Genomic DNA, 21,905 nt, shown 5'->3' on the forward strand with positions numbered 1-21,905 from the left:
CCGGTGACGGTCGGCGGCCACCCGCGCCCTCGCCGCGGACGCCTTGCGCCGCGCCCTCCCTTCGCACCCCCTCGGCACCCCACCGGGCCGCCCGGTCACGGCCCGTTCCGCGGGGATCTCCCACCCCTGCGATCGATCATCGATACTTCGGAGTAACGTGCACGGACGGAGCAGGCACCGGGACCCGGCGGACCTGCCACAGCCGTAAGCAGTAGCGAAAGGGACGATGTGACCGACATCGAACGCGTCGGAGTGGTGGGCTGCGGTCAGATGGGCGCGGGGATCGCCGAGGTGTGCGCCCGGGCCGGACTGGACGTCAAGGTCGCCGAGACCACCGGCGAAGCCCTGGAGATCGGCCGTACCCGGCTGTTCACCTCCCTGTCCAAGGCGGCCGAGCGCGGCAAGATCACCACGGAGGAGCTCGAGGCCACGCAGACGCGGCTGAGCTTCACCACGGACCTCGGCGAGTTCGCCGACCGTGATCTGGTGATCGAGGCCGTCGTCGAGAACGAGCAGGTCAAGACGGAGATCTTCCAGGTGCTGGACCAGGTGGTGAGCCGGCCGGACGCGATCCTGGCCTCCAACACCTCCTCCATCCCGCTGGTGAAGCTGGCGGTCGCCACCTCGCGGCCCGACCACGTGATCGGCGTCCACTTCTTCAACCCGGCGCCGGTGCAGCAGCTGGTGGAGCTGATCCCGGCGCTCACCACCTCCGAGGGCACGCTGAGCCGTGCCCAGGTGTTCGCCGAGAAGGTGCTGGGCAAGCACGCGATCCGCGCCCAGGACCGCTCCGGTTTCGTGGTCAACGCGCTGCTGATCCCGTACCTGCTCTCCGCGATCCGGATGTTCGAGTCGGGCATCGCCAGCCGGGAGGACATCGACAACGGCATGGAGATGGGCTGCGCCCACCCGATGGGCCCGCTGAAGCTGTCCGACCTGATCGGCCTGGACACGGTGGCCTCGGTGGCGTACTCGATGTACGAGGAGTACAAGGAGCCGCTGTACGCCGCTCCCCCGCTGCTGCAGCGCATGGTCGACGCGGGGCGCCTGGGCCGCAAGACCGGCTCGGGGTTCTACACCTACGGCTGATCACGAGGAGAGGCGCCCCGCGGGCCCGGCACCCCGTCGGGGTGCCGGGCCCGCGGCGTCAGATCCTGAGGTGGTGCAGCAGGAGTAACGCGGCCGCCATGCCGGCGGCCGGGACCTCGCCGCGGGCGACCAGGTCGGGGACCAGCTTGAGGGGCACCCACTCCCGGCGGTCCGACTCGAAGTCGTCCACGGGGTGGCCGACGTACTCGCCCTCGTCGGCCCAGTAGACGTGGTGCCGGGCGTCGGTGAGGCCGTTGGACGGCTCCACGCTCACGAGGTGGCGCAGGGGGCCCGGCCGCCAGCCGGTCTCCTCCTCCAGTTCCCTGGCGGCCGCCCCGGCGATGTCCTCGCCGTCCTCGACCACGCCGGCCGCGAGTTCCCACCCCCAGCTGTCGGTGATGAAGCGGTGGCGCCAGAGCAGGAGGACCTCGTTGGCCTCGTTCACCACCGTGGCCGCGGCGACGGGCCGCAGCCGTAGGAGGAAGTGGTCGAGATGCCGGCCGTCCGGCAGTTCGACATCCGCGAGATTGACGCTGAACCAGCGATTCGCGTACACGGTCTGTTCGTTCCGCTTCGTCCACTGCACAGTTCTGCCACCTTCCGACGGGTAAGGGGGAATATCGCAGCAGGAAGGGTCCGGCAGCAGGCGCACGGGAGGCCGCCCGCGGTGCAGCGAAGGCGCGCGCCGGGCGCGGTGGAGGCGCGTGCCGGGCGCGGTGTCCCCGGACCGCGCCCGTCCTGCGCCCGTCCTACAGGGGTACGCGCAGCGCCCCGTCGATGAGTTCGGCCGCCTCAGCCGTGCCGGCGCAGCCGCTGCGCACGAGGTGCTCGCGCACCGCTCTCAGTCTGTCGCGCAGCCGCCGCGACTCCATGCCGCGGGCCTGTTCGGCCATCCGCACCGCGATGGCCACCGCGCTGTCGGCGTTGCCCTGGCGCAGTTCGATGGTGCTCAGCATGGCCAGCCGGTGCACCCGGCCCCGGTCGTGCGCGGGGGTGTCCACGGCCGCCGCGGCGTGCTCGCCGGCCGCCGCCAGCTCACCGAGGCTCAGCAGCGCCTCCGCCACCTGGACGTTGACCAGGCCGGGCTGGACGTAGCCGGTCTCGTCGGGTTCGTGTCCGCGCCGGATGCGCTCGGCCGCCTGCTCGGCCCGCCGGATGCAGGACAGCGCGCTCGTGGCGTCGCCGAGGTGCGCGTAGGCCTTGGCCTGCATCGCGTACAGGTCGGAGGCGAGCGCCGGGGTGATGTGCCTGCCGGCCGCGCGCAGCGCCGCCTCCGCGAACGCGACGGCCTGCCGGTGCTCCCGCATGTACAGCGACTGGTTGACCAGCAGCGCTATCACGTACGCGCCGAGCCCCCGGTCGCCGCTGGCCTTCGCGAGCCTCAGCGCCTGGTGGAAGTAGCGCTGGGCGAGACCGTGCGCGTCGGAGTCGTACGCGCAGATGCCGGCGATCGCCACCAGCCCGCCGGTGGCCCGGTGCAGTTGCCGGCCGGTGGCGTCGGTGTACCTGCCGCGCAGCAGCGGGGCGGCCTCGGCGTTGAGGAAGCCCACGATCCGGGCGCGCGTCGCGATGCCGCCGGCCTTGCGGTACATCTGCTCGTAGTGGGTGCGGGCGGCGCGCAGCATGTCGAGGTCGCCCGGGGTGACCCGGTGCCGGCCGCCGCGGGAGACGTCCACGTCCTCGGGCGGGTTCTCCCACTCCCACACGGGCATCACGGCGGGCGTCCCGGTGACCGCGGGCGCGTCGAGGACGTGCGGGCGCCGCTGCTGGTCGGAGCGCCACAGGGCGGTGGCCCGTTCGACGAATCCGCAGAGCGAGCCGGTGTGCGCGGCGGGCGGTTCGCCGGGCACGCCGAGCCCGATGTCGTCGAGGGTGACCGGGCGGTGCAGCCGGGCGGCGAGCACCTCGCAGATCAGGTCGGGCACCTGCCCCCGGGGCCGCTGTCCCTTCAGCCACCGGGCGACGGCCGTGTGCTCGTACCTGAGCGACAGGCCGCGCGCCCGTCCGGCCTGGTTGACGTGCGCGGCCAGACCCGCGTGCGAGATCCCGGCCTCGTCCAGGATCGCGTCGAGGAGGGTGTTGGGTTGCATTCGGGCCCCCCGGTGAATCGGTGCCGTCAGAGTAGTGGCCGGCCGTTCACACGGGGTGTGAACGGAGTGCTCGAATCCATAGGGTGCGCGCGCTGTCGCGGAGAGTTCCCGGCCGGTTGACTGAATTGCCTCGAAAGAGGCCGGCCGGGCCGCCGGCTCCCCCTCGTACAGTGCGGCGGCCCGTCTCCGCGCCGTCCGCCCGGCTGCCTGCCCGACACTCCGTGGCGGGGCGGACGGCGTGCGGCCCCGACGGCTCCCCCGGTCACGCCGGGAACCGCAGGTGACCGGTCGGGCGCAGGCTCGCCGTGGTCGCTCGCGTGGGTCCCCGCGCCCCCGAGGGAGCGCGGGGAGACGGACGCTCGTTCGCGAGGACCAGCAGGGCCACGTCGTCCTTGGGCGGCCCGGCCGTGTGGTGCAGGAGTGCGTCGAGGACCGTGTGCAGCACGCCCCGGGGGGTGCGCGGGTGTTCGCGTGCGGCGTCGGTGAGGACGTCGCGCAGGGGGAAGAACCGGCCGTCGGCGTCCCGTGCCTCCTCGGCTCCGTCCGTGTGCAGGACGAGTGTGTCGCCGGGCAGCAGGCGTTCGCAGGCGACGACGGGGAGTTCGGGCGGCAGCGGGAACAGGCCGAGGGGCGGGAGCGGATCGGCGCGGGCGAGCGGTTCGGCGCGCGCGCCGCTCAGCAGGTGCGGCCAGGGGTGCCCGCAGTTCAGGGCCCGCACCTCCCCGTCCGGGAGGATCTCCAGCACCAGTACGGTGACGAACTCCTCGGCGGCCGGGCCGTCGGCGGCGTCCTCGTCACCGGCCCGCTCCCGCAGGTGCCGGGCCACCGCCCGCTCCAGCCGGCGCAGCACCCCGGCCAGTTCGGCCTCGTCGTGCACGGCCTCGCGGAAGCTGCCGAGGACGGCGGCGACGGTCCCGGCGGCGCCGAGTCCGTGCCCGCGGACGTCACCGATGACGGCCCGTACGCCGTGCTCGGTGGTGGCCACCTCGTACAGATCGCCGCCGATCCGGGCGTCCTGGTCGGCCGACAGCTGGACGGCGGCGACGGCCAGCCCGTCGACGCGCGGGGGCAGCGGCCGCAGCAGCGCGCCCTGCGCCGCGTCGGCGACCCGGCGGACCCGCCGCAGTTCGCGCAGCAGCCCGCGCCGGGCGTGCAGCACCAGCCCGGTGCCGACCACACACAGCACGGCGCTGCTGACGAGGCGCGCGCTGAGGGCGTCGTCCCGGGCGAGCGGGCAGGTCAGCCGGTAGACGACCGCGGTGGCGCCCAGGGTCGTGGGCAGTGCGAGGTCGAGCACGCGGCGCAGCGGGTGCCGGCCGCCCCGCCGGACGGCGGCACGGTGGTCGGCCGTGCGGGCCCGGAGCGGCAGGCGGAAGGGCGCCGGAGTCCGTGGGACGGACCGGGGCGGCACCCCGCAGGAAGTCCCGGCCTTGAAGCGGATCATGCGGATGGCCCCCCATATAGGCCCTGACAGCGCGGACCGGCCCAGAAAGGCCGGTCCGATTCTGTCGACCGCATGACCCGATCCGGACGTATCGCCCGGAATTGTCACCCGAACGAGTGAGGTGACCGGTGGTGTCGGGGCGTGCGGGGCGCACGCCCCCGGAAGGGGCGCGGGGGACCGCGCGGCCGGCGACGGCGCACGCGTGCCGCCGGCCGACGCGGTCCCCGCGTCCGCTAACCCCGCAGGACGGCCCCGGTGCGCTCGCCCGCGAGGGCGACCGCCGACTCCCGGGCCGCCGACGCCTCGTCGACGGTCAGCGTCCGGTCGCCCGCGCGGAACCGCAGCGCGTACGCCAGGGACTTGCGCCCCTCCCCCAACTGCTCGGCGTTCTCGTACACGTCGAACAGGCGGATGGACTCCAGCAGTTCACCGGCGCCCTCGCGCAGCGCGGCCTCGACGTCGGAGGCGGGCACGAACGCGTCGACGACCAGTGCGACGTCCTGCGTGGCGACCGGGAAGGTGGAGATGCCCGGCGCCTGCGGGGTGTCGTCGCCGACCTGCCGGACGGCGTCCAGGTTCAGCTCCATCGCGCAGGTGCGCGCGGGCAGGCCCAGGGTCTTCAGGACGCCCGGGTGCAGCTCGCCGGCGTGGCCGACGACCTGCTCGGTGCCGTCGACGGTGACCACCAGCTCGGCGCAGCGGCCCGGGTGCCACGGGCCGTACTGGCCCTTGCGGACGACGAGTTCGGCCCCTGCCTCGCGGGCGACGGTCCGGGCGGCCTCCACCGCGTCGGCCCAGTCGGCCGGCCGGCCCCTGCCCCACCAGCCGGCCTGCTCGCGGGCGCCGGCGAGGACCACGGCGACGTGCCGCGGCTGGTCCGGCAGCGCGGCGTTCAGCCCGGCGAGCTCCTCGTCGGTGGGCCGCCGGTCGACGGGCGGCTGGGCGGCGGTCCGCTGCTCGTGACGCGGGTGGAAGACCAGACCGGTCTCGAACAGCGCGAGGTCGTGGCTGCCGCGTCCGTCGTTGCGGCGCAGCGCGCCGAGCAGGCCCGGCAGCAGCGAGGTGCGCAGGGCCGGCTCCTCGTCGCTGAGCGGGTTGGTCAGCCTCACCACGCGGCGGGCCGGGTCGTCGGCGTCCAGGCCGAGCTGGTCGAAGACCTGCTCGCTGAGGAACGGGTAGTTCGGCGCCTCGACGTATCCGGCACCGGCCAGGGCCCGGCCGATCCGGCGGTGCAGCCGCTGCCGCCCGGTCAGACCGCGTCCGGCCGGCGGCCTGGGCAGCGTGGAGGGCAGGTTCTCGTAGCCCTCCAGGCGGATGACCTCTTCGGCCAGGTCGTTCGGGTCGGTGAGGTCGGGCCGCCAGGACGGCACGGTGACGATCAGCTCGTCCTGCCCGTGGACGTCGCAGCCGACCTCCTGGAGCCGCCGGACGACGGTCTCGCGGCCGTACGCGACGCCCGCGACCTTGTCCGGGTGGTCGGCCGGGACGGTGATGGTGCGCGGCGCGGACGGGGCGACGACCTCGGTGACGCCGGCCTCGGCGGTACCGCCCGCGAGCAGGACCAGCAGGTCCACCGTGCGCTGGGCGGCGGCCGCGGCGGCCTGCGGGTCGACACCGCGCTCGAAGCGGCGGGACGCCTCGGAGGACAGCTTGTGGCGGCGGGCCGTGCGCGCGATGGAGACCGCGTCGAAGTGCGCGGCCTCGATCACCACGTCCGTCGTGGCGTTCTCCAGGTCGTCGTGGTCGGCGATCTCCGTGTCGGCGCCGCCCATCACGCCGGCGAGGCCGATCGGGCCGCGCTCGTCGGTGATGACCAGGTCCTCGGCGTCGAGGGTGCGCACCACGCCGTCCAGGGTGGTGAGCTTCTCCCCCGGCTCGGCGCGGCGCACGCCGATGGCGCCCCGGACCAGGTTGCGGTCGTAGGCGTGCAGCGGCTGGCCGAGCTCCATCATCACGTAGTTGGTGACGTCGACGGCGAGCGAGATCGGGCGCATGCCCGCCTTCTGCAGCCGGCGCTTCAGCCAGATCGGGGAGCGCGCCTCGGGGCTCAGACCGGTGACCGTGCGGGCGGTGAAGCGGTCGCAGCCGACGGGGTCGGAGACCCGCACCGGGTAGCCGAAGGCGTTCGGGGCGGGCACGTCGAGCAGGGCCGGGTCGCGCAGCGGCAGGCCGTAGGCGGTGGCGGTCTCGCGGGCCACGCCGCGCATCGACAGGCAGTAGCCGCGGTCCGGGGTGACGGCGATGTCGAGGACCTCGTCGACCAGCTCGAGCAGCTCGACGGCGTCCTTGCCGACCTCGGTCTCCGGCGGCAGCACGATGATGCCCTTGGAGCCGTCGTCGCCCATGTTCAGCTCGTCGCTGGAGCAGATCATGCCGCGCGACATCCGGCCGTAGGTCTGGCGCTCGGCGATCTGGAAGTCGCCGGGCAGCACGGCACCGGGCAGCGCGACGACGACCTTGTCGCCGACGGCGAAGTTGCGGGCGCCGCAGATGATCTCCTGCGGCTCACCCGTGCCGTTGGCCCGGCCGACGTCCACGGTGCAGAAGCGGATCGGCTTCTTGAAGCCCTCCAGCTCCTCGATGGTCGCGACCCGGCCCACCACGAGGGGGCCCTTGAGGTCGGCGCCGAGGTGCTCGACGGTCTCCACCTCCAGGCCCGCCGAAATCAGCTTGGCCTGTACGTCACGGCCGGTCTCCGTCGCCGGCAGGTCGACGTACTCCCGCAGCCAGGAAAGCGGGACCCGCATCAGATCTCCATCCCGAACGGCCGGGTGAACCGGACGTCACCCTCGACCATGTCTCGCATGTCCTCGACGTTGTGGCGGAACATCAGCATCCGCTCGATGCCGAACCCGAAGGCGAAGCCGCTGTACTTCTCCGGGTCGACGCCGCAGGCGGTGAGCACCCGCGGGTTGACCATGCCGCAGCCGCCGAGCTCGATCCAGCCCTCGGACGAGCAGGTGCGGCAGGGCCGGTCGGGGTTGCCGACGGACTCGCCCTTGCAGACGTAGCAGAGCATGTCCATCTCGGCGCTCGGCTCGGTGAAGGGGAAGAAGTTCGGCCGCAGCCGGGTCTTCATGCCCTCGCCGAACAGGGACTGGACCATGTGGTCCAGGGTGCCCTTGAGGTCCGCCATGGTGAGGCCCTCGTCGACGGCGAGCAGCTCGACCTGGTGGAAGACGGGGGTGTGGGTCGCGTCCAGCTCGTCGGTGCGGTAGACGCGGCCGGGGCAGATCACGTAGACCGGCAGCTCGCGGTCGAGCAGGGAGCGGATCTGCACCGGCGAGGTGTGGGTGCGCAGCACGACGCCGGACTCGGTGCCGCCCCGGGGGCCCTGCACGAAGAAGGTGTCGTGCTCGCCGCGGGCCGGGTGGTCCGGGCCGATGTTGAGGGCGTCGAAGTTGAACCACTCGGCCTCGGCCTCGGGTCCCTCGGCGACCTCGTAGCCCATGGCCACGAAGATGTCCTCGATGCGCTCCGACAGGGTCGTCAGCGGGTGGCGGGCGCCGGCCGGTACGCGGTCGTAGGGCAGCGTGACGTCCACGGCCTCCTCGACCAGCACGCGGGCGTCCCGCTCCGCCTCCAGCTCGGTCTGGCGGGCGGCGAGGCCCTTGTTCACGGCGCCGCGCGCCTGACCCACGCGCTTGCCGGCGTCGGCCTTGGCGTGCGGGGGCAGGGCGCCGATCTCGCGGTTGGCGAGGGCCAGCGGAGAGGTGGGGCCGGTGTGGGCGACCTTGGCCTCGTGGAGCGCGTCGAGGGAGTCCGCGGCGGCGAAGGCGGCGAGCGCCTCGTCCCGCATGCGCTCGATCTCTTCCGGTTTCAACGCCTCGACCTCTACAGGGTCGTACGACTTATTGGGTGCCGACATCTCTTCCCGTGCTTCCGATTGGCTGGCTGATGGTCCCCGTCACCGACTCGTGGACGGTTCGTCACGGTTCTCGGGACACAAAGGTGCCAAAGGCCGAGTCTAACGGGGCTGACGTACGCGGATGCGCCCGTGGTTCGTCAGGCGAGATACGCCGGTGCCCCCACGGGCAGCGTAAATCGGAACTCGGCGCCGCCCTCGGGGGCGCGTCCGACCGTGATGGTGCCGCCGTGGGCCTCGACGATTCCCTTGACGATGTACAGCCCGAGGCCCGTCCCGCCGCGCTTGCTGCCCCGCCAGAAGCGGGTGAAGACGCGGTTCATGGACTCCTCCGGGATGCCGGGCCCCTCGTCGCTCACCGTGACCGACGTACCGGCGTCCTCCCGCTCGCGCGGGGACGCCGAGGGCGTGATGTCGATCGTGACGGTTCCCTCGCCGTGGCGCACCGCATTTTCCAGCAGGTTGCTGAGCACCTGGTCGACCTTGTCCGGGTCGGCCCACAGGTCGGGCAGCGGGTGCTGGACCCGCAGCAGGAACCGGTCGGCCGGCTGCCCGGCGGCGACGTAGGCCTGGATGTGCCGTCCGACGGCGGCGCCGATGTCGACGGGCTGGCGCCGCACCTCCAGGCGCCCGGAGTCGATGCGCGATATGTCGAGCAGCTCGGCGATGAGCCGGGTGACCCGGTCGGCGTCGGCGTCGACGGTCTCCAGCATCAGCCGTTTCTGGTCGTCGGTGAACCGCTCCCACTTGGCGAGCAGGGTGGCGGTGAAGCCCTTGACGGAGGTGAGCGGGGAGCGCAGCTCGTGGGCGACGGTGGCGATCAGCTCGGCGTGGCTGCGCTCGGTGCGGCGCCGGGCCTCGGTGTCGCGCAGGGTGACGACGACGCGGCGGACCGGTCCGGTGGGCCGGGCGCGGACGTAACGCGCCGAGACGAGGACCTCGCGTCCGCCGGGCAGCAGCAGGTTGCGCTCGGGCTGGCCCACCCGGATGGCGAGGCCGCCGTAGGGGTCGGTGAGCTGCCACCAGCGGCGGCCCTCCAGGTCCTCTAACGGCAGGGCCTCCTCGAGCCGCTGCCCGAGGGCCTGGTCGGCGGGGACGGCCGTGATGCGGACGGCCGCCGCGTTGAAGCAGATCACCCGCCCGTGCTCGTCGGCGACGACGAGTCCGTCGGGCAGCTGGTCGGGGTCGATGCCGAGGCCGGCCGGATCACCGGGCCGGGGCCCGGGCGGGCGCGCCGTCCGCCGTGCTCCCGGTGCGCTGCTCGTGCCGACGCTCATCCCCGTATCCCACCTCTCGGACCTTCCTCGGGGCGCCCCGTGCTCGAGCCCAGCGGAGAGCTTGGGGAGGGTCCCCGGGCTGGTCACCCTACTAGTTCCCGGTGACGGAGCGGCACCCTCCGGCGGCGCGCTGTGCACGCGCCGACGCGTACAGGCATACGGCGGCGGCGGTGGCCAGGTTCAGGCTCTCCGCCTTTCCGTGGATCGGGACGCGCACGACGGCGTCGGTGAGGGCGCGGGTCTCCTCGGGGAGCCCCCAGGCCTCGTTGCCGAACACCCACGCGGTCGGCCCGCCCATGGTGCCCTTGTCCAGTTCGTCGTCGAGGTCCCGGTCGCCGGCGCCGTCGGCGGCGAGCACCCGCACCCCCGTGTCCCGCAGCCCGGCCACGGCCTGCTCGACGGGGACGCCGACGGCGACGGGCAGGTGGAACAGGGAGCCGACGGAGGCGCGGACGGCCTTGGGGTTGTACAGGTCGACGGAGGCGTCGGTGAGCACCACGGCCTCGGCTCCGGCGGCGTCGGCGCAGCGCAGCACGGTGCCGGCGTTCCCGGGGTCGCGTACGTGCGCGAGGACGGCGACGAGCCTGGGCCGGGCGGCGAGGATCCGTTCGAAGGGCGTGTCCAGGAACCGGCAGACCCCGACGAGTCCCTGCGGGGTGACGGTGGTGGAGATGTCGGCGATGACCTGCTCGCAGGCGAGGTGGACGCGGGCCCCGGCGGCCCGGGCCCCGCCGACGATGTCGGCGTACCGCTCGGCGGCCTCCGGCGTGGCGAACAGCTCGACGAGCGTGGCGGTGTGCCCGTCCCGGTGCGCCGCGGCCTCCCGCACGGCCTGCGGCCCCTCGGCGAGGAACAGCCGTTCCTTCCCCCGGAAGTTCCGCTTGCCGAGCCGCCGCGCGGCGGCGACACGGGGCGAGCGGGGGGAGATCGGCTCGGGGGTGGCGGGGGGCATGGGTGTTTCACCTCGGGAGTTCGTTGTCGACGGCCGCCGCGGCCTTCGGTCTTCCCACCGCGACGGCGTTCGGCCACGGCGGCGGGTCCCGGCGGTGCCGAGCCCGCCGGCACACCGCACGGGCACAGACGACGGACCCGCGGGAAACCCGCGGGTCCGTCCAAGTGCGTCGGCTAGGGCCTGCGCGGCGTCACGCGGCCTTGGGCGCGTTCACGTCCGCCGGCAGCGCCTTCTGCGCGACCTCGACGAGCGCGGCGAAGGCGGTGGCGTCGTTGACGGCCAGCTCGGCCAGGATCTTGCGGTCGACCTCGACGTTCGCGGCCTTCAGACCCTGGATGAAGCGGTTGTACGTGATGCCGTTGGCGCGGGCGGCGGCGTTGATGCGCTGGATCCACAGCTGCCGGAAGTCACCCTTGCGCTTCTTGCGGTCGTTGTAGTTGTAGACCAGCGAGTGGGTGACCTGCTCCTTGGCCTTGCGGTACAGGCGCGAACGCTGACCGCGGTAGCCGGAGGCCTGCTCGAGGATCGCCCGGCGCTTCTTGTGGGCGTTGACTGCCCGCTTGACGCGTGCCACTTCTTAACTCCTTGTAGCGGGGCCGTTGTCGTGCTCACACGGCCCGAAATCGATTGGGTCCCGGTCTGACGTGCGTACGGCGCTCGCGCGCCGGGGCGTCACTTGCCGAGAAGCTTCTTGATCTTCGCGGCGTCGCCCGGGGCCATCTCGGCGTTGCCGGTGAGGCGACGCGTCACGCGGGACGACTTGTGCTCGAGCAGGTGGCGCTTGCCGGCGCGCTCACGGAGCACCTTGCCGGAGCCGGTGACCTTGAAGCGCTTGCTGGCACCGCTGTGCGACTTGTTCTTCGGCATAGCGCCGTTCTCTCCTCGTCGGTGGCGCTCCGGTGCCCGGTCGCGAAAACCGGGCACGGTGGAGCGTCGTACTTGTTTCGGTTGCTTCCTGGGGCTCGCGCCCCGGGGAGTCACGCCTCGGCAGGCTCCTCGGCGGCCGCCTGGGCCTCGGTGTCCGCGGGGTTCTGCGAGCGGCCGGGGTTGGCCTTCGCCTCCGCCTTGCGGGCCTCCTGCGCCTGGCGAGCCTCGGCCATCGCCTCGGTCTTCTTCTTGTGCGGACCGAGGACCATGATCATGTTGCGGCCGTCCTGCTTCGGGTTCGACTCGACGAACCCGAGGTCCTGGACGTCCTCCGCGAGACGCTGCAGCAGCCGGTAGCCCAGCTCGGGCCGGGACTGCTCGCGACCGCGGAACATGATCGTGATCTTGACCTTGTCGCCCTGCTTGAGGAACCGGACGACGTGACCCTTCTTGGTGTCGTAGTCGTGCGGGTCGATCTTCGGCCGGAGCTTCATCTCCTTGATGACCGTGTGCGCCTGGTTCTTGCGCGCCTCACGGGCCTTCATGGCCGACTCGTACTTGAACTTCCCGTAGTCCATGAGCTTGCACACGGGCGGACGGGCGTTCGCCGCGACCTCGACCAGGTCCAGGTCGTACTCCTGCGCAAGCTCCAGTGCCTTCGCGAGCGGCACGATGCCGACCTGCTCGCCACTGGGACCGACAAGTCGCACCTCGGGAACGCGAATCCGGTCGTTGATGCGGGGCTCGGCGCTGATGGATCCTCCTCGGTAGCACCACGCGACGGTCTGGCGGACAGCCGCGTAACGTCTGTGTTCGATAGACCTAACCGCGCCGAAGCAGAAAAAATGCCCCGGACGATCACAGGCGGGGCTCCTCGAACTACCGGAGCACCGCCGCGATGGCCGCGGGGCGCGCTTTCGGGCGGATCGCCGTCACGGGGACGGGACCGCCTGACCGGTGACCCGCCGCCCTCAGGGCGGCCAGGTGGGAGTTCGGAAGCCTCCACTTGTGGGTCGGGCTCGTGAGCCGCGAGGCATACGGGTCCGACCGGTCGTTACACAAGGTTAGCAGCTCCCGAGGGGGTGCGCTAACCGTCCGTCCCGCGCCTCCTGCCGTCAAGGGGACACGCGCGGTACGCCTATCGTGTGGGGCATGAGTGAGACCTCCCCCTCGGACACCCCGAGGCCCCCGGCAACCCCGACTTCGACGCCATGGCCCGCGACATCGCCGAGGTCCCGGCCGTCGAGGTGATCGTCACGGTCGCCGTCAACCTGATGAGCGCCGCCGCCGTGAAGCTCGGCCTGACCGAGGAGGGCGACGAGCACAAGGACCTGGACGAGGCGCGCAAGCTGGTGCACGCGCTGGCCGGTCTGCTGGACGCCTCCGCGACCGAGATCAGCTCCTTCCACGCGGCCCCGCTGCGCGACGGCCTGAAGTCGCTCCAGCTGGCCTTCCGCGAGGCCTCGCTCGTCCCGGACGAGCCGGGCCAGGGCCCGGGCGAGAAGTACACGGGCCCGGTCTACGGCTAGGGCTTTCCGGGAGTACGGACGTACAGGGGCTCGCCGGGCGGCGACGCCTCGGCCGGCAGGACCGCCAGGTCGAGGCCGCGCACCAGGCGGGCCCTCAGCGTTTCGTCGTCGGCCAGCCGCCGGGCCACCGCGCGGGCGCTCTCGGCGGCGGGGAGGGCCGGGTCGAGGACGAGGGCGAGGGTGCCGTCGGCCTGCCCGGGGCCGAGGTGGGCGCGCAGCACGGCCGGTTCGGCGGCCACCGCGGCCCGTACGGCCTCGACGACGGCCGGGTCGGCGAGCGGGTCGGTGCTCGTGCGGCCCTCGGCGAGCGCCAGCAGGGTCGGCCCGGTCAGTTCGAACGGCACGGGGCCGGCCAGGTCCAGGACGACCGTGTCGGCCTTCTCGTGCGCGGCGGCCTGCAGGGCCTGGTGCAGCGGTACGGCGACGGGGCGGGCGGCCGGGTCCCAGCGGGCGAGCGAGTCGGTGGAGGTGAAGGCCGGCAGGGCGGTGCGGTCCCCCGCCTTGAGGGTGGGGACGGCCATGTCGCTGGTCTTCTCGCGGCGCAGCCCGTTCTCGTCCTCCTCGACCTCGCCGAGCACGGCCACCACGGGGACGAGCAGCCGGGCGCCCCTGAGCGCCTCCAGGACGGGGCCGACGGCGGAGCCGTCCTCGGCCCAGGCCGCGAGCGCGGCGCTCAGCCGGGGGTCGGCGGAGCCGTCGTCGTCGCGGAAGCCGGGGTCGGGAATGTTCTTGTTCGCCACGGTCACCGACCTTAGCGGCCGTCCGTGGCGGGCTCGGACGCGGGCGGCTTCGGAGGGGGACTGCGGTGGGACGGGACGAGCGGCTCGCGGCGGCCGTGGAGGCGGCGCGGCCGGCGGACGGTACGGGGCTGTCGGTGGCGGCGCTCGATCCGGGCACCGGTGAGACCGTCTCGTACGGCGGGCGGGCGTTCGTCACCGCGAGCGTGGTCAAGGTCGACATCCTGGCGGCGCTGCTCCTCGGGGCGCAGGACGCGGGCCGGGAACTCACCGCGGCGGAGCGGTCGTACGCGGCCGCGATGATCGTGCGCAGTGACAACGACGCGGCGTCGGCGCTGTGGGACGCGATCGGGCGGTCGGCCGGTCTCGACGCGGCGAACGCCCGCTTCGGGCTGACCGGGACGGCGGGCGGCGACGGCACGCTGTGGGGTCTGACCCGCACCACGGCCGTGGACCGGCTGGGGCTGCTGCGGCAGGTGTTCGGTGAGGAGTCCGAACTGGGCGCGGAGTCACGGGCGTTCGCGCGGGGGCTGATGGAGCGGGTGGTCGCGGACCAGGCGTGGGGTGTGCCGGCCGCGGCGGACGCGGGCACGGTGTGGGCCGTGAAGAACGGCTGGCTGCCGCGTGACGCGACCGGGCTGTGGGTCGTGCACAGCACCGGGTGCGTCACGGTCGGCGGCCGGGTGTGCCTGATGGCGGTGCTGTCCGACGGCAACGCGACCAGGGCGCGGGGCGTCGCCCTGGTGGAGCGCGCGGCGGCGGCGGTGCGGGTGGCGTTCGGGGAACGCCCCGCGGCGGGCGGGTGAGCGTCCGGCGCTCCCCGGAAAGCCCGGAGGAGCCGGGTGGCTCCGGGGCCCGACTCGGGTGACTCCGGGGGCCGAGGGGGCGGCGGCTCGGAGGCTCGGGGTGATTCCCCCGGGGGAGCGGTCAGAAGTCCTCGCCGTGTGCGCGGCGGCTCCGCCACAGGACCACCGTGGCCACCAGCAGCACCCCGCCGGCGCCGCCCGCCAGGGGGGCCGCCCGGTCGGCGGTGTCGTCGCCGGATCCGGCGGCCTCCGGGCCGGGACCGAAGTAGCGGTCGCCGTAGGCCGCCGGCTTCAGGCCCTCCGGTTCCAGCCGGGCGGCCGCCTCGATCGCGGCGGCCGGGTCGACGAGACCGAATCCGCGCGAGTCGTCGCGGCCGTCGGCGGGGGCGTTGCGGGCGGTGTCCTCCAGCAGCCGCTTGACCTGGGCCGGGGTCAGGTCGGGGTGGGCCGACCTGACCAGCGCGACGGCGCCGGAGACGAACGCGGCGGCCGCGCTGGTGCCCCAGCCCTCGTAGTACCGGTGGTCGGGGTCGGCGATGATCACGTCCACCCCGGGTGCGCTGACCGTGGCGTACCAGCGGCGGGTGGAGAACGGGGCGCGGGTGCCGTAGCGGTCCACGGCGGTGGCGGTGATGACGCCCGGATAGGCGGCCGGGTAGGAGACGCGGTCGCCCTTCTCGCCGCCGTTCCCGGCGGAGGCCACGACCACCACGCCCTTGCGCAGGGCGTACTGGATGGCCTCGTCCTCGCCGCGTTCGGGGTGGGCGGACTCGGAGTCGTCGCCGAGGGAGAGGTTGATGACGTCGGCGCCGTGGTCGGCGGCCCAGCGGATGCCCTCGGCGAGGGCGTTGCCACGGGTGCTGCGGGCCTTGGCGCGGGAGGGGTCGCCGTCCTCCAGGATCACCCGGACGGGCAGGATCCGGGCCTCGGGCGCGATGCCCATGACGCCCTCGGCGTTCCCGGGGCCGTGTCCGTGACCGGCGATGATCCCGGCCATGGCGGTGCCGTGGCGGGCCCAGGCGCGGTCGCCGGGCCCGGCTCCGAAGCGGATCATGTCCTTGCCGGGCAGCACGTTGCCCACCAGGTCCGGGTGGTCGGCCTCGACGCCGGTGTCCAGGACGGCGACGGTGACGCCCTCACCCTTCGTGGTTCGCCAGGCCTCCTGGGTGTGCATGGCCTCCAGGCCCCACTGCCGGGCGCGGATGCCGTCGGCGTGCGCGGGGGTGGCGGGCAGGAGGGCGAGGGAGGCGGCGAGCAGCACACCGAGGGCCGCTGCGGGACGCCGGCCGGCGGCCGGCCTCATGAGGGACGCTCCGTGGCGGTGCCGGCGTGCTTGCGCACGCCCCGCTCGACCCGGTCGGCCAGGCCCCGCGCCTCGTGGCCGAGGCCGGCCTGCGCGGGGGCGGTGGTGGCGCCGGACTCCATGGCCTCCTCGGCGGGCTGCGGGGTGTCGACGGTACGGCCGTCGGCCCAGCCGGAGACGGCGTAGACGACGACGGGGGCGTCCTGGAGGACGGAGATCGTCCAGGACGCGCGCTGCCGGGCGCCGAACCCGGCGGCGGCCGTGTCCTTCGCCGCGTACGGCAGCGGCATCAGGTCGGTACGGCGGTCCAGGCGTTCGGTGTCGAAACGGCGGGCGAGGGAGGCCATGCCGGCGGCGTCGGCCCTGGTGAACAGCAGGCCGACGGTGGTGACGTGGCTCTGGGTGGCGTCGGTGTAGGTGGCGCGCAGCAGGCGTGCGCAGCCGGCGGGGGCGAGGACCTTGCGCAGCAGGGGGTCGAAGGCGCCCTCGCAGCCGCTGTCGGGGGCCACGGCGATGCGGGTCCAGGTCCGGTCGGCGTCGCCGGGGCCCGCGCCCCCGCCCCGCACGGTGGGCGGGAACAGCCGGTCGACCGGGACGCTGTGCCACAGGTCCCCGGCGGCGGCGAAGCCGCTGGGGGCCCCGGACCCGCCGGAGTCCCCGGCGAGCCAGCTCCCGGTGACGGCACCGCCGATGAGGCCCGCCCCCAGGACGAGGCAGACGGCGGCGGCGACGGCCTGGGACCGGCCGCGCCGCCCGAGCGGGCGCGGCCGTGCGTCCCCGTCGTACCCCTCCGGTTCCCCGAACGACACGGCCGGCCGTCCGGCCCCGGGGTGCGTGCCGTCCGGGGCCGCGGGGGCGCTCCACGAGAGGGCGGGGTCGGGGGCACCGGGGCCCGGGCGGCGGGCCGGCTCGGGAGCCGGGGCCGCGGGGACCGGGCGCAGGCGGGTGGTCCGCTCCGAGGAGGTCTCCGGGGGCGTGTCCGTGCCGCCCCCGGCGGGGCGGTGACCGGGCTGCCGCGGCACGGCGGTGGAACCGCCCGGGCGGGAGGGGCTCGCGGGCCGCGTCCCCCGGCCGACGGTCGGCGGCGCGTCCGGGAAGCGGGCGGAGGCGCGCGGAGGCGGAGGCGTCACGGGGGCCGGGCCGGCCGGCGCGTCGTCGTCCGGCGCCCCGCCCCGGGGGGCGGCGTCCACGGCCGGGTCCTGCGCGGGGACCGCGCGGGGCGGCTCCTGCGGGACGGGCTGCCGCCGGCGGTCCGGATCGGCCGTGCCGTCCTGCGCCGTCCTCGGCGGGTGCACCGGGCGCGGGGGCGCGGACGGACGCGGGGGCGCGGACGGGGGCGTCGTGGGACGCGGGGGGTGGGAGGCGTGCCGCGCTTCCGTGCTCATGCACCCCCCGTTTCCTCGTGTCCGGGCCGCTCCTTCACCTGCGGGCCGGTGTTCTCCTGCCAGGGGCCCGGCACGGACGCGTCCCGGGCACAGATACCCGCACCGGCGGCGCGTCATCCCGGCCCGGACCTCCGGCCGGTGCCGCTCCGCCGTGCGTGCGCGTCACTCTACGGCGTGCCCCCGCCCGGACGAGAACCAGTCCGCAGGACCGCGGCATCTGCCCGGAACATCCCCTACCCTGCGGTAATTCCGTCTGGCAGGCTGCGCCCATGACTGCGCGCGCCTCCGACCGGGCCCGTTACGACCAGGCCACCGCCCACCTCGACGCCCCCCTGGCGATCGTGGATCTGGACGCCTTCGACGCCAACGCGGACGACCTGGTCCGCCGGGCCGGCGGGAAACCGGTCCGGGTGGCCAGCAAGTCCGTGCGCTGCCGTGCGCTGCTCGAACGGGTCCTGGCCCGTGACGGTTTCGCGGGCGTCATGTCGTTCACCCTGGCCGAGTCCCTGTGGCTGGCCCGCTCCGGTTTCGACGACGTCCTGCTGGCCTACCCCTCCGCCGACCGCGCCGGGTACGCCGAACTCGCCTCCGACCCCAAGCTCGCCGCCGCCGTCACGGTCATGGTCGACGATCCGGCGCAACTGGACCTGATCGACGCCTCGCGCGCCGGTGGCGGTGAAGTGGTGCGGGTCTGCCTGGAGTCGGACACCTCACTGAAGCTGCTGGGCGGGCGGGTGCGGTTCGGCGCCCGGCGTTCCCCGCTGCACTCCCCCGCCCAGGTCGCCGACGTGGCGCGCGCGGTGGCCCGGCGGCCGGGGTTCAGGGTCGTGGGGATCATGGCGTACGAGGGGCATGTCGCCGGGGTCGGCGACGCGGTGGCCGGACGGCCGCTGCGGTCCCGCGCGGTGCGGCTGATGCAGGCCGCCGCCCGGCGCGAACTCGCCGAGCGGCGCGCGGCGGTGGTGCGGGCGGTGCGGGCGGTGGTGCCGGATCTGGAGTTCGTCAACGGCGGGGGCACGGGCAGTGTGCAGCACACCGCCGCGGAGGACGCGGTCACCGAGATCGCGGCCGGGTCGGGGCTCTACGTGCCCCGGCTGTTCGACAACTACACGTCGTTCTCGGGGCGCCCGGCGGCCCTCTTCGCCCAGCCCGTCGTACGGCGGCCGGGCGTGGGGGTGGTGACGGTGCTCGGCGGGGGGTATCCGGCCTCCGGCGCGCCGGGCGCGGACCGGCTGCCGGTGCCGTACCTGCCCGAGGGCCTGCGCTACGACCCGCAGGAGGGGGCCGGCGAGGTGCAGACGCCGCTGCTGGGCTCGCCCGCCGACGATCTGCTGATCGGCGACAGGGTGTGGTTCCGGCACGCCAAGGCGGGTGAACTGTGCGAGCGGTTCGACGCGTTGCACCTGGTGGAGGGCGCGGCCGTGACGGCGACGGTGCCGACGTACCGCGGCGAGGGCCGCACGTTCCTGTGACCGCTCAGTCCGCCGGTCCGATGCTGCTGCCGACGCCGCCGCCGGAGTCGGCGTCGGTGAGGGAGCGGATGCCTTCGGTGATGCGGTCCATGTCGGCCAGGGGCGGTCCGTCCTCGCCGGCGTCGAAGACGTACCGGACGACGACGGGCGACTCGGTGCCGACGCTGGACGGGAAGACCAGCGACTGCACGTAGCCGCCGGGCCCCTCGGCGGTCGTCACGCGCCAGCGCACGAAGTACCCGGCGCGCCCCGCCACCGCGACCGGCCCGGCCCCGACGACCCGGTGGGACTCGATGCCCCCGTAGGGGCGCCGGCCGGTGGCGTCCTCGTGGAAGGCCTCGTCGGCCGCCTCGGCGATGTCCTCCTCGGCGAGCAGTTCGGGCGAGGTCTCGTCGGACTCGGTCACCGTGCGGGAGATGACGAGGCCGTGGCGGCAGACGGTGCCGTCGCCGGGGCAGTCGTAGGTGCCCTCGGTGGTCATGACGGCGTCCTCCTCGACGACGTTCTCCGGCCGGACCCAGCCGTCGAGGAGCGGGAAGGTGATGCCGTTGAGCTGGTCCACGACCACCCCCGGGTCCTCGGAAGGGGAGGCGGACGGCGACGGGGTCCGCGGTGCGGGGACGGAGGTGGCCGCCGTCGGACCGGCCCCCGCCCGCGGGCCGTCGTCGTCCCCGCCGAGGAACACCGCTCCGGTGACGATCGCGGCGACGAGCACGGCCCCGGCGGTGGTGAGGGCCACCGCTCCGGCGCGGCCGCCGGCGCCGCCCGGGGACGGGGGCACCGGTCCGGCGGCGGGCCCGGGGGCGCGCCGGTGCTCGGTCCAGGCCGTGCCGTCCCACCAGCGTTCCAGGTGCGGGGCGTGCGGGTCGCGGTACCAGCCGGGCGGAGGCGTCATGCTCATCCCGGCACTGTAGGGCGAGCGCTACAGCGGTGTGACGTACGCACCCGAGATTCCGCCGTCCACCAGGAAGTCGGTGGCGTTGACGAAGGAGGAGTCGTCGCTGGCCAGGAAGGCGACGGCGGCGGCGATCTCCTCGGCCTCGGCGAACCGGCCGAGCGGGATGTGCACCAGGCGGCGGGCCGCGCGCTCGGGGTCCTTGGCGAACAGCTCCCGCAGCAGCGGGGTGTTGACCGGGCCGGGGCACAGGGCGTTGACGCGGATGCCCTCGCGGGCGAACTGCACGCCGAGTTCCCGGGACATGGCGAGAACGCCGCCCTTGGAGGCGGTGTACGAGATCTGGCTGGTGGCCGCTCCCATCCTGGCGACGAAGGACGCGGTGTTGATGATGGAGCCCTTGCCCTGGCGCCGCATGTAGGGGAGGGCGGCCTTGCAGCACAGGTAGACGGAGGTGAGGTTGACCTCCTGGACGCGCTTCCAGGCCTCCAGGCCGGTCTCCAGGATGGAGTCGTCGTCGGGCGGCGAGATCCCGGCGTTGTTGAAGGCGACGTCGACGCTGCCGTAGGTGTCGTACGCGGTCCGGAACAGGGCTTCCACCTGCTCGGGGTCGGTGACGTCGACGCCGACAAAAACGCCGCCGGTCTCCTCGGCGGCCGCCTTGCCGCGTGTCTCGTCCACGTCGCCGCAGACCACGTGCGCTCCCTCGGAGGCGAGCCGGCGGGCGGTGGCCAGGCCGATGCCGCTGCCCGCGCCGGTGACGACGGCGGTGCGGCCGACCAGGCGGCGGCAGATGTTTTCCTCGCTCATGTGCGGTCAGGCCTCCGTGCTGATGAAGACGTTCTTGGTCTCGGTGAAGGCGGCCAGTGCGTCCGGGCCGAGTTCGCGCCCGACACCGGACTGCTTGAACCCGCCGAAGGGGGTCCAGTAGCGGACGCTGGAGTGGGAGTTGACGGACAGGTTGCCCGCGCGGACCGCCCGGGAGACGCGCAGGGCGCGGCCGGCGTCCCGGGTCCAGACCGAGCCGGACAGGCCGTAGTCGGTGGCGTTGGCCAGGCGTACGGCGTCGGCCTCGTCGTCGAAGGGGAGGACGACGGCGACGGGGCCGAAGACCTCCTCGACGGCGACGCGGGCGTGCGGGTCGACACCGGTGAGGACGGTGGGCGGGAACCAGTGGCCGGGGCCCTCGGGGGCCTTGCCGCGGATGCCGTCGAGGTCGTCGGTGACGTAGGAGCGGACGCGCTCCAGCTGGGTGCGGGAGATCAGCGGGCCCATCTGGACGTTCTCGTCGGCGGGGTCGCCGACCCGGACGGACTGGACCGCGGGCGCCAGCAGTTCCAGGAACCGGTCGTGCACGGAGCGCTGGACGAGGATGCGGGTGCGGGCACAGCAGTCCTGTCCGGCGTTGTCGAGGAAGGACATGGGGGCGGCGGCCGCGGCGGTGGCCAGGTCGGCGTCGGCGAAGACGATGTTGGGGCTCTTGCCGCCGAGTTCCAGGGTGACGCGTTTGAGGTGCGCGGCGCCCTTCGCCCACACCTGTCTGCCCACGGCCGTCGACCCGGTGAACACGATCTTGGCGACGCCGGGGTGTTCCACGAGCGCGTTCCCGGCGACCGGGCCGTGTCCGGGGAGCACCTGGAACAGGCCCTCGGGGAGCCCCGCCAGGAGGGCGAGTTCGGCCAGGCGCAGGGCGGTGAGGGGGGTGGTCTCGGCGGGTTTGAGGATCACCGCGTTGCCGGCGGCGAGCGCGGGGGCGGTGCCCCAGGCCGCGATGGGCATCGGGAAGTTCCAGGGGGCGATCACGCCGACCACGCCGAGCGGTTCGAGGAAAGTGACGTCCACCCCGCCGGACACCGGGATCTGGCGGCCGGTCAGGCGCTCCACTCCCCCGGCCGCGTAGTCGAGCAGGTCGCGGACGTTGCCCGCCTCCCAGCGGGCGTTGCCGACGGTGTGGCCGGCCTCGCGGACCTCCAGGGCGGCGAGTTCCCCCAGGTGCTCGTCGACCGCGGCGGCGAACCGGCGCAGCAGCCGGGCCCGGTCGCCGGGGGCGAGGGCGGCCCAGGCGGTCTGCGCGCGGGCGGCGCGTACGACCGCGGCGTCGACGTCGGCGGCGGTCGCGGCGGGGACGGTGGCGATCACCTCCTCGGTCGCGGGGTTCTGCACCTGGAGCTCGGGGGACTGCTCGGACACGGGG

19 protein-coding genes and 1 pseudogene are annotated in these 21,905 nt (G+C 74.3%); 4 read left to right on the plus strand and 16 right to left on the minus strand.

The features are described 5' to 3' along the window. Positions 1–228: 228 nt before the first annotated feature. Positions 229–1,089 (plus strand): 3-hydroxybutyryl-CoA dehydrogenase, encoded by an 861-nt coding sequence (locus GL259_RS08980; protein WP_159530882.1) that lies wholly within the window; start codon positions 229–231, stop codon positions 1,087–1,089. Between the two features lie 58 nt (positions 1,090–1,147). Here the strand turns inward: GL259_RS08980 and GL259_RS08985 are convergent, their stop codons facing one another. From GL259_RS08985 to infC, 10 genes are all read right to left on the minus strand, one after another. Next, positions 1,148–1,675 carry an NUDIX hydrolase gene (locus GL259_RS08985; RefSeq protein ID WP_159530884.1) on the minus strand — a complete coding sequence of 176 codons (528 nt, stop codon included), beginning with the start codon at positions 1,673–1,675 and terminating at the stop codon, positions 1,148–1,150. A gap of 163 nt (positions 1,676–1,838) precedes the next feature. Continuing rightward, positions 1,839–3,179 carry a transcriptional regulator gene (locus GL259_RS08990; protein ID WP_159530886.1) on the minus strand — a complete coding sequence of 447 codons (1,341 nt, stop codon included), beginning with the start codon at positions 3,177–3,179 and terminating at the stop codon, positions 1,839–1,841. Positions 3,180–3,441: 262 nt separating this feature from the next. After that, positions 3,442–4,476 carry a PP2C family protein-serine/threonine phosphatase gene (locus tag GL259_RS08995; RefSeq protein ID WP_243762277.1) on the minus strand — a complete coding sequence of 345 codons (1,035 nt, stop codon included), beginning with the start codon at positions 4,474–4,476 and terminating at the stop codon, positions 3,442–3,444. Positions 4,477–4,856: 380 nt separating this feature from the next. After that, entirely contained in the window at positions 4,857–7,370 is a 2,514-nt protein-coding gene (pheT, locus tag GL259_RS09000) for a phenylalanine--tRNA ligase subunit beta (protein WP_159530890.1), read from the minus strand. Continuing rightward, a complete protein-coding gene (gene pheS / locus GL259_RS09005) occupies positions 7,370–8,491 on the minus strand; it encodes a phenylalanine--tRNA ligase subunit alpha (RefSeq protein WP_159530892.1) in 1,122 nt (373 codons plus the stop codon). Before pheS ends, pheT begins: the two co-directional genes overlap by 1 nt. A gap of 137 nt (positions 8,492–8,628) precedes the next feature. Then, a complete protein-coding gene (locus GL259_RS09010; RefSeq protein ID WP_159530894.1) occupies positions 8,629–9,765 on the minus strand; it encodes an ATP-binding protein in 1,137 nt (378 codons plus the stop codon). A gap of 91 nt (positions 9,766–9,856) precedes the next feature. Next, on the minus strand, positions 9,857–10,717 hold the full coding sequence (locus GL259_RS09015) for an RNA methyltransferase (protein ID WP_159530895.1): 861 nt from the start codon (positions 10,715–10,717) through the stop codon (positions 9,857–9,859). Between the two features lie 190 nt (positions 10,718–10,907). Then, positions 10,908–11,291, minus strand: a complete 384-nt coding sequence (gene rplT / locus GL259_RS09020; protein ID WP_004933571.1) for a 50S ribosomal protein L20 — start codon at positions 11,289–11,291, stop codon at positions 10,908–10,910. Between the two features lie 98 nt (positions 11,292–11,389). Beyond that, entirely contained in the window at positions 11,390–11,584 is a 195-nt protein-coding gene (gene rpmI / locus GL259_RS09025; protein ID WP_004933563.1) for a 50S ribosomal protein L35, read from the minus strand. Between the two features lie 110 nt (positions 11,585–11,694). Beyond that, the gene (gene infC, locus GL259_RS09030; protein ID WP_184824866.1) at positions 11,695–12,339 is read right to left on the minus strand and encodes a translation initiation factor IF-3; all 645 of its coding nucleotides are present in this window, start codon (positions 12,337–12,339) and stop codon (positions 11,695–11,697) included. A gap of 397 nt (positions 12,340–12,736) precedes the next feature. Here infC and GL259_RS09035 point away from each other — a divergent pair. Further along, positions 12,737–13,113 (plus strand): annotated as a pseudogene (locus GL259_RS09035) (DUF1844 domain-containing protein). Here the strand turns inward: GL259_RS09035 and GL259_RS09040 are convergent. Further along, a complete protein-coding gene (locus tag GL259_RS09040; protein ID WP_159530899.1) occupies positions 13,110–13,853 on the minus strand; it encodes an SseB family protein in 744 nt (247 codons plus the stop codon). The pseudogene GL259_RS09035 and the gene GL259_RS09040 overlap by 4 nt on opposite strands. Before the next feature lie 65 nt (positions 13,854–13,918). Here GL259_RS09040 and GL259_RS09045 point away from each other — a divergent pair, with 65 nt between their 5' ends. Continuing rightward, positions 13,919–14,656, plus strand: coding sequence for a serine hydrolase (locus GL259_RS09045; protein ID WP_159530901.1), 738 nt, complete (start codon positions 13,919–13,921; stop codon positions 14,654–14,656). A gap of 121 nt (positions 14,657–14,777) precedes the next feature. On the opposite strand, the gene mycP is transcribed toward GL259_RS09045, so the two are convergent. Together mycP and GL259_RS38635 are read right to left on the minus strand one after the other, a co-directional pair. Then, positions 14,778–15,959, minus strand: coding sequence for a type VII secretion-associated serine protease mycosin (gene mycP / locus GL259_RS09050; protein ID WP_159530903.1), 1,182 nt, complete (start codon positions 15,957–15,959; stop codon positions 14,778–14,780). Next, complete coding sequence (locus GL259_RS38635) at positions 15,956–17,344, minus strand: hypothetical protein (protein WP_243762278.1); 1,389 nt, start codon at positions 17,342–17,344, stop codon at positions 15,956–15,958. Before GL259_RS38635 ends, mycP begins: the two co-directional genes overlap by 4 nt. Positions 17,345–17,613: 269 nt before the next feature. Here GL259_RS38635 and GL259_RS09060 point away from each other — a divergent pair, with 269 nt between their 5' ends. Further along, on the plus strand, positions 17,614–18,816 hold the full coding sequence (locus GL259_RS09060; protein WP_159530905.1) for an amino acid deaminase/aldolase: 1,203 nt from the start codon (positions 17,614–17,616) through the stop codon (positions 18,814–18,816). 4 nt (positions 18,817–18,820) lie between these two features. On the opposite strand, the gene GL259_RS09065 is transcribed toward GL259_RS09060, so the two are convergent. The 3 genes from GL259_RS09065 to GL259_RS09075 are packed head-to-tail and all read right to left on the minus strand — an operon-like array spanning position 18,821 to position 21,901. After that, complete coding sequence (locus GL259_RS09065; protein WP_159538487.1) at positions 18,821–19,711, minus strand: DUF2510 domain-containing protein; 891 nt, start codon at positions 19,709–19,711, stop codon at positions 18,821–18,823. A gap of 27 nt (positions 19,712–19,738) precedes the next feature. Next, positions 19,739–20,521 carry a 3-oxoacyl-ACP reductase gene (locus tag GL259_RS09070; protein WP_159530907.1) on the minus strand — a complete coding sequence of 261 codons (783 nt, stop codon included), beginning with the start codon at positions 20,519–20,521 and terminating at the stop codon, positions 19,739–19,741. A gap of 6 nt (positions 20,522–20,527) precedes the next feature. Then, positions 20,528–21,901, minus strand: coding sequence for an aldehyde dehydrogenase family protein (locus tag GL259_RS09075; RefSeq protein WP_166461456.1), 1,374 nt, complete (start codon positions 21,899–21,901; stop codon positions 20,528–20,530). Positions 21,902–21,905: the final 4 nt, after the last annotated feature.

The sequence above is a fragment of the Streptomyces sp. Tu 3180 genome (assembly GCF_009852415.1).
Lineage (GTDB): Bacteria > Actinomycetota > Actinomycetes > Streptomycetales > Streptomycetaceae > Streptomyces.